This is a genomic window from Mycobacterium sp. PSTR-4-N, assembly GCF_022348085.1.
Lineage (GTDB): Bacteria > Actinomycetota > Actinomycetes > Mycobacteriales > Mycobacteriaceae > Mycobacterium.
This window is the reverse complement of record NZ_JAKRFN010000021.1, coordinates 106,219-112,583: the sequence shown is the minus strand read 5'-3', so window position 1 is coordinate 112,583 and position 6,365 is coordinate 106,219. Positions and strand designations below refer to the sequence as shown.

General features: G+C 68.7%; 8 protein-coding genes. 3 read left to right on the top strand and 5 right to left on the bottom strand.

The window, feature by feature from the left end; all coding sequences use genetic code 11:
• Nucleotides 1–115: 115 nt before the first annotated feature.
• The 4 genes from nirD to MHN84_RS23375 form a co-directional block, all read right to left on the bottom strand.
• Nucleotides 116–484 (bottom strand): nitrite reductase small subunit NirD, encoded by a 369-nt coding sequence (gene nirD / locus MHN84_RS23390; protein WP_241206902.1) that lies wholly within the window; start codon nucleotides 482–484, stop codon nucleotides 116–118.
• On the bottom strand, nucleotides 481–3,000 hold the full coding sequence (nirB, locus tag MHN84_RS23385; protein WP_241206901.1) for a nitrite reductase large subunit NirB: 2,520 nt from the start codon (nucleotides 2,998–3,000) through the stop codon (nucleotides 481–483). Before nirB ends, nirD begins: the two co-directional genes overlap by 4 nt.
• Nucleotides 3,001–3,095: 95 nt before the next feature.
• Nucleotides 3,096–3,392 (bottom strand): Asp23/Gls24 family envelope stress response protein, encoded by a 297-nt coding sequence (locus MHN84_RS23380; protein ID WP_241206900.1) that lies wholly within the window; start codon nucleotides 3,390–3,392, stop codon nucleotides 3,096–3,098.
• Nucleotides 3,389–3,790, bottom strand: a complete 402-nt coding sequence (locus MHN84_RS23375) for an Asp23/Gls24 family envelope stress response protein (protein WP_241206899.1) — start codon at nucleotides 3,788–3,790, stop codon at nucleotides 3,389–3,391. The genes MHN84_RS23380 and MHN84_RS23375 overlap by 4 nt, the downstream gene beginning before the upstream one ends.
• Before the next feature lie 168 nt (nucleotides 3,791–3,958).
• On the opposite strand from MHN84_RS23375, the gene MHN84_RS23370 reads away from it, so the two are divergent.
• From MHN84_RS23370 to MHN84_RS23360, 3 genes are all read left to right on the top strand, one after another.
• Nucleotides 3,959–4,528, top strand: coding sequence for an RNA polymerase sigma factor (locus MHN84_RS23370; RefSeq protein WP_241206898.1), 570 nt, complete (start codon nucleotides 3,959–3,961; stop codon nucleotides 4,526–4,528).
• The gene (locus MHN84_RS23365; protein WP_241206897.1) at nucleotides 4,519–4,956 is read left to right on the top strand and encodes a hypothetical protein; all 438 of its coding nucleotides are present in this window, start codon (nucleotides 4,519–4,521) and stop codon (nucleotides 4,954–4,956) included. Before MHN84_RS23370 ends, MHN84_RS23365 begins: the two co-directional genes overlap by 10 nt.
• A gap of 82 nt (nucleotides 4,957–5,038) precedes the next feature.
• A complete protein-coding gene (locus MHN84_RS23360) occupies nucleotides 5,039–5,488 on the top strand; it encodes a universal stress protein (protein WP_241206896.1) in 450 nt (149 codons plus the stop codon).
• Nucleotides 5,489–5,499: 11 nt separating this feature from the next.
• Here the strand turns inward: MHN84_RS23360 and MHN84_RS23355 are convergent, their stop codons facing one another.
• Nucleotides 5,500–6,258: an isocitrate lyase/phosphoenolpyruvate mutase family protein gene (locus MHN84_RS23355; RefSeq protein WP_241206895.1), complete on the bottom strand. Its 759-nt coding sequence runs from the start codon at nucleotides 6,256–6,258 to the stop codon at nucleotides 5,500–5,502.
• Nucleotides 6,259–6,365 lie beyond the last annotated feature (107 nt).

Genomic DNA, 6,365 nt, shown 5'->3' with positions numbered 1-6,365 from the left:
TCGTACGCTGAATCTTCACTGGGGCCTCCCACAGTTGTGGCTCTACCGGCCAGGACCCAATTCCTGACGGCAACCCACGTTCACATGTGGTGAGGCCCCAGCCTCCCCATAGCGTCTATTCCGCGGGGGGTGAGCCGATCTCGACGTCGCCGGCCGGGGACACACGCGTGGCGTAGACGGGCAGCCCGACGGTCGGATCGTCGAGGCAGACTCCGTCATCGAGGGCGAATGCCTGCTTCTTGAGCGGGGATTGCACCGCGACGCGCCCGCCCCGATCCCCGACGATGCCCCGCGACATCACCGCCGCACCGGTGAACGGGTCGATGTTGCCGACCGCGTGCAGGCTGCCGTCATCGAGGCGGAAGAGCGCGGCCTGGGCACCGTCGGGCAGCAGGACCCCGACGCCGCGGTTGGGCAGTAGGACGTCGTAGGGGCAGGCCGTCGTCCAGACGCCGACCCTGCCGATGTCACTGAGAACCGTCATCGCTGCACCACCTTCGGCACTCCGAGCGGGGTCGGCACCATGCGCCCCGCGCTCTGTGTGAACGTGACCGTCGGATCCACGACGTCGGGCGCGTTGACGAACGAGACGAAACGCGCCAGCTTGTCGGGGTCGTCGAGCACACCCTTCCATTCGCAGGCATAACCCGCGACGTGCCGATCCATGGCCGCCTCGAACTCCGTTGCCAAACCCAGGGAGTCGTCGCAGACGACCTCGCGGATGTGGTCCAGCCCCTTCTCCTCGACCCACGGCGCGGTGCGCTGCAACCTGTCGGCGGTGCGGATGTAGAACATCAGGAACCGGTCGATGTAGCGCACCAGCGTCTCGTCGTCGAGATCGCTCGCCAACAGTTCGGCGTGCCGCGGCGTCATTCCGCCGTTGCCGCCGACGTAGAGGTTCCACCCGGTTTCGGTGGCGATGACGCCGACGTCTTTGCCGCGCGCCTCCGCGCACTCGCGGGCGCAGCCCGACACCCCCATCTTGATCTTGTGGGGAGCGCGCAAGCCGCGGTAGCGCAGTTCCAGATTGATGGCCATCTGCACCGAATCCTGTTGCCCGTAACGGCACCAGTCACTACCGACGCAGCTCTTGACCGTGCGCAGCGACTTGCCGTAGGCGTGCCCGGATTCCATACCGCCGTCGACCAACCGTCGCCAAATCTCGGGGAGCTGGTCCACGCGCGCACCGAACATGTCGATGCGCTGACCTCCGGTGATCTTGGTGTAGAGCCCGAAATCGCGGGCGATCTCCCCGATCAGGATCAGGTGCTCGGGGGTGATGTCGCCGCCGGGTACGCGCGGCACCACCGAGTAACTGCCGTTGCGCTGGATGTTGGCCAGGAAGTGGTCGTTCGAATCTTGCAGCGACGCCTGCTCCCCGTCGAGGATGTGATCGCTGCTCGTCGACGCGAGGATCGACGCCACGACGGGTTTGCAGATGTCACAACCTCTTCCGCTGCCGAATCTCTCGATCAAGCCGGAGAAGGTGCGGAGCTCGGTGGCACTGATGATCTCGAACAGCTCGGCCCGGGACTGGCTGAAGTGCTCGCAGAGCGCCTTCGACTGTGCGACACCCTGCGCCTCGAGCAGCTGCTTGAGCAGCGGTACGCACGAGCCGCACGAGGTGCCCGCCGCGGTGCACGACTTCAACGCGGGGACGTCACAGCACCCGGCGCCGATCGCTTCGGTGATGTCGCCCTTGGTGACGTTGTTGCAGGAGCAGATCTGCGCTGCCTCGGGCAACGCACCGACACCCAGCGTCGCTGCGCCCGAACCGGTTCCGGCTTTCGCGAGGAACGACATCGGGTCACCCGGCAGCTGCTCGCCGACCATCGGCCGCAGCAACCCGTAGGCGGATGCATCGCCGACCAGGATGCCGCCCAGCAGCGTGCGGGCGTCGTCGGAGAGCACCAGCTTTCCGTAGGTCTGCGCGACCGCGTCGTTGACGACGACCTCGAGGCAACCTGGTGTGGCGCCCATCGCGTCGCCGAAACTCGCCACGTCGACGCCGAGGAGTTTGAGCTTGGTCGACATGTCTGCGGTGCCGAATTCTGCTGCACCACCCAGCAATCGGTCGGCCACGACCTCGGCGCTGGTGTACCCCGGTCCCACCAGGCCGTAGCATCGGCCCTCGATGGCCGCGACCTCGCCGATCGCGAACACACGCGGATCACGCGTCGCGCAGGACGTGTCGGTCAGCACCCCACCCCGCTCGGCGATCGCCAGCCCGGCCTCGCGCGCCAGCTCGTCACGGGGCCGGACACCGGCGGCGAAGACGACCACCCCGGCGTCGACGTCGGTGCCGTCACTGAGCGTGACCCGCGCTCCGGCATCCGATGATTCGATGCGTTCGGTGCCCACCCCGACGTGCACCGCGATGCCCAAGTCGCCGATCATGCGGGCCAGCAGCGCGCCGCCGGCTTCGTCGAGCTGTTGCGCCATCAGCCGCGGCGCCATCTCGACCACATGGGGCGTCATCCCGAAACCGCGCAGTGCATTGGCGGCCTCCAGACCGAGCAACCCGCCTCCGATGACGACACCGGCGGCGCCGTCGGAGGCGGCAGCTGCGCGCACCGCGTCGGCCTTGATCGCGTCGAGGTCGTCGAGGGTGCGGTAGACGTGGCAATTCGGGAGGTCATGGCCGGGTACCGGTGGCACAAAGGCGTACGAGCCGGTGGCCAGCACCACCGCGTCGTAACCGAACCGGTCACCGGCCGCGGTGGTCACCGTCGCCGCCGCCGTGTCGAGCGCCACCACCCGCTGCCCGAGGCGGAGGTCCACCTGATCGTCGCCGGCATAGGTGTTGCCCGCCAACGCAAGTCGCGGACGTTCCCAGTGTTCGGTGTAGCTGGTCAGGCCGACCCGGTCGTAGGCGGCGTCGAGCTCCTCGGCGAGCACGGTGATCTGCCAGCGGTTTTCGGTGTCGCGCGAGCGCAGCGCCTCGACGAACCGGTGGCCGACCATGCCGTGCCCGACGACCACAACCCGTGAAGTTGCCATGCGGCCACGCTAGGAACCGCATATTGCCGCTGTGTTCTGCTGTGTGAAGGCGCCATCACGGTGTGCTCACCGAGCGATGGAACCCGCTGTGAGCGTCAGTCCGCCGGCGCCGCGTCCCCGGCGATGACGTCCTCGACGGTGACGTTGACAGCCTGCCCCGGGAATCGTCTCGCCACCGCCTCGCGGACCGCGGCGGCGGTCTCGCGCACCGGCACCCCTTCCCGCACCGTCACGTGGATGTCGATGTCGGTGTCACCGAGCCGGACGCCGTCCACGCGGCGCCCGGGCAGGTAGGTGCCGACCTCGCCGAACATGCCGGCGTGCAGCCCCGCCACCCCCGGGGTGGCCAACACGACGTCGGCAACCGTGTCGGCGGCGTCGCGGGTGCTCATACGACCCGCAGATCGTCGGAGGTGCGCCCATCATCGGAATCGTCGTCTGCCAAGTACACGTCGTGCACCGTGATGTTCACCTCGACCACCTCCAGGCCCGTCATCCGCTCGAGGGCGGCGATGACGTTACGCCGGATACCGCCCGCGAGATCGTTGATGGACACGCCGTATTCGGCGACGATGTCGACGTCGACCGCGGCCTGTTTCTCGCCGACCTCGACCGACACGCCCTGCGCGTGGTTCACCGAGGCGCCGGGAATGCGGTCGCGCAACGCGCCGACGGCGCGTGTCGCGCTGCCGCCCAGTGCGTGCACCCCGGCGACTTCCCGCGTCGCCAGGCCGGCGATCTTCGCGACGACCGTGTCGGCGATCGTCGTCTTGCCCCGTTCCGTGCTCATCGCTGCCTCCCTTTCTTCGGGCTCCTCGTCATGAGTCGGTCGTGGCTCGGCCGTGAATCCGAATTTCTGACTTCTGTGTCACCGCTCACATTATGATCGCGCGGATGGCTAGGCTCGCGGCGTCACGCAGCTTCGCGTGGTGGATAGTCGAGAGGACCGAGAGCGACGATGCCTGTCGACGACCCCATGGTCGAGGATGACATCGACGACCGGGAACTGGCTGCCGCGGCGGCCGCCGGGGACCGCAGCGCGTTCGAATGCCTGATCCGCCGGCACGGCCCCGCACTGCACCGCTTCGCTCGCCGCATGACGCGCGACGAGGCCGCTGTCCAGGACATCGTCCAGGAGACGTTCGTGGCCGCGTGGCGTCAGATCGACCGCTTCCGCGGCGATTCGAGCCCACGGACGTGGCTGTTCGCGATCTGTTCGCGCAAGGTCGCCGACTCGCACCGGGTGAAGCGCGCCATTCCGCTCGACGACCGCCTCATCGATCCCGTCGACCCGTCTGCTGCCGCTGACCCGTTCGCCACGCTGTCCAACACGGAGTTCCTCGCGGCCCTGGAGGAGGCACTCGCCGAACTGCCGCCGCGTCAACGGGCGGTCTGGATGCTGCGCGAGGTGGAGGAATTGACCTTCCCTCAGATCGGGACGATCCTGAGTCTGAGCCCAGACGGGGCGCGGGGGCATCATCACCGCGCCAAAACCACCCTCCAACAGAGGTTGCAACGATGGCGATAGGCGATTACGACGTGCTGGCCCGGGCGTCCCGGACGCTGCGCGCGGCGCCTGAGCGCGGGTGGCCGGCCGTCGAGCGCCGCGTCATCGAAGCGGTCCGGGCCACGCCCCGCTCCGGCTGGCCGGTCGCGGTCGTCGATCCGCGGCCGGGCCAGGCAGCCGGCCGCATCGAAGTCAGCGATCTCGTGGTGCGGGCCAACCTGGCCCGTGTGCTGCGCACGCTCCCCGAGGTCAAGCTGGTCGACATCACCGTCTCGGTCGAGGACGCGGTGCTGCGGGAGGTACGCATCGAGGTGAGCGGCCGCTACGGCGCCGACCTGGCGGCCGCGGCAGAAGGTGTCCGCAGGCAGGCTGTCGCGGTGATCACCGACGTCATCGGCGACGCCGCCGGCGTCGCGATCGATGTCGCGATCACCGACGTCCACCGCTGAGGTCGGTTCACCTCGGCCCATTCCGGGTAGAGGCTGAGTGAACAGTTGTACGCTCAAGCCACGCCAGGGAAAGGGGCATCGCGTGACCTCGTATCAGACCATCGTCGTCGGAACCGACGGCTCGGACACCTCCCTTCGGGCCGTGGACAAGGCGGCATCGCTGGCGGCGGAGTCCGGTGGCCGCCTGATCATCGCGACGGCGTACTCCTCCACACACCACGACGCCGCCGGCCCGGACCCCGACCAGCCCAAGGGCGAGGACTACCGCACCTCCGGTGATGCTGCCGTCTACGGCCTCCTACGTGATGCCGCTGCCCGCGCCCGCGCGGCAGGGGCACCGACCGTCGAAGAACGCGCGGTGGAGGGTGTGCCTGCCGATGCGCTCATCGACGTGGCCGAGGAGGTGGGCGCCGACCTGCTGGTGGTGGGCAGCGTGGGCATGACGTCGATGGTCGGCCGGCTCGTCGGGTCGGTGCCGCGCATCGTCAAACGCAAGGCCAAGACCGAGGTGCTGGTCGTCGAGACCGACTGACCGGACCGTTCTCAGCGCCAGCGCGCCAGGATCTCCTTCGATCGCTCGGCGAGTGCGGCCTGCCAGAACGGACCGAAGCTGATGCGAGCGACGCCGAGCGGACCGTACGACGCAGGATCGGCCTTGTCCGGAGCGCCTATCGCGTTCACCGGCAGCGGGAGCTCGGAGGTCAACCGCCGCATGACCTCCGGCGCGTGCAGGCCCACCGGATACAGCACGTCGGCCCCGGCATCGGCGGCCAGCCGCAACCGGGCGATCGCGCGGTCGACCCGATCGGCCTCGTCGCCGTCCTGACGCAGGAACAGGTCGGTGCGCGCGTTGACCACCACGTGCACCCCGGCCTCGTCGGCCGCCGAGCGCAGCGCCCCGACCAGCTCCGCGTGCTCTTCGGGGCTGCGCAGCCGACCGCCTTCGCCGTGCACGGTGTCCTCGATGTTCAGGCCCACCGCCCCGACCCCGAGCAGCCCCTCGATGAGCCGTGCCGGTGCTTCCCCGTATCCGGATTCGATGTCGACCGATACCGGCAGCTCGGTCGCCGCGGTGATCTGCGCGACGCGGGTGATCAGATCGTCGAACGTCATTCCCTCGTTGTCCGCCTTACCGACCGAGTCGGCCACCGGGTGGCTGCCGACCGTCAGCGCCTCGAACCCCGCACCGGCGGCCAGCCGCGCCGACCACGCGTCCCACACCGTCGGCAGCACCACCGGATCGCCGGGCCGGTGCAACGCCAGCAACGTCTGGGCGCGCCCTCTGAGAACGTCCTGCGTCATTGTTACCTCCGTGTCATCAAAGTGATTTGTCTCACCCTTTGACTGGGTGATGTGGCTAGCATCGAGTGCGTACTGTGATTCACGACACCCTTCAGCCCAAGGAGGTC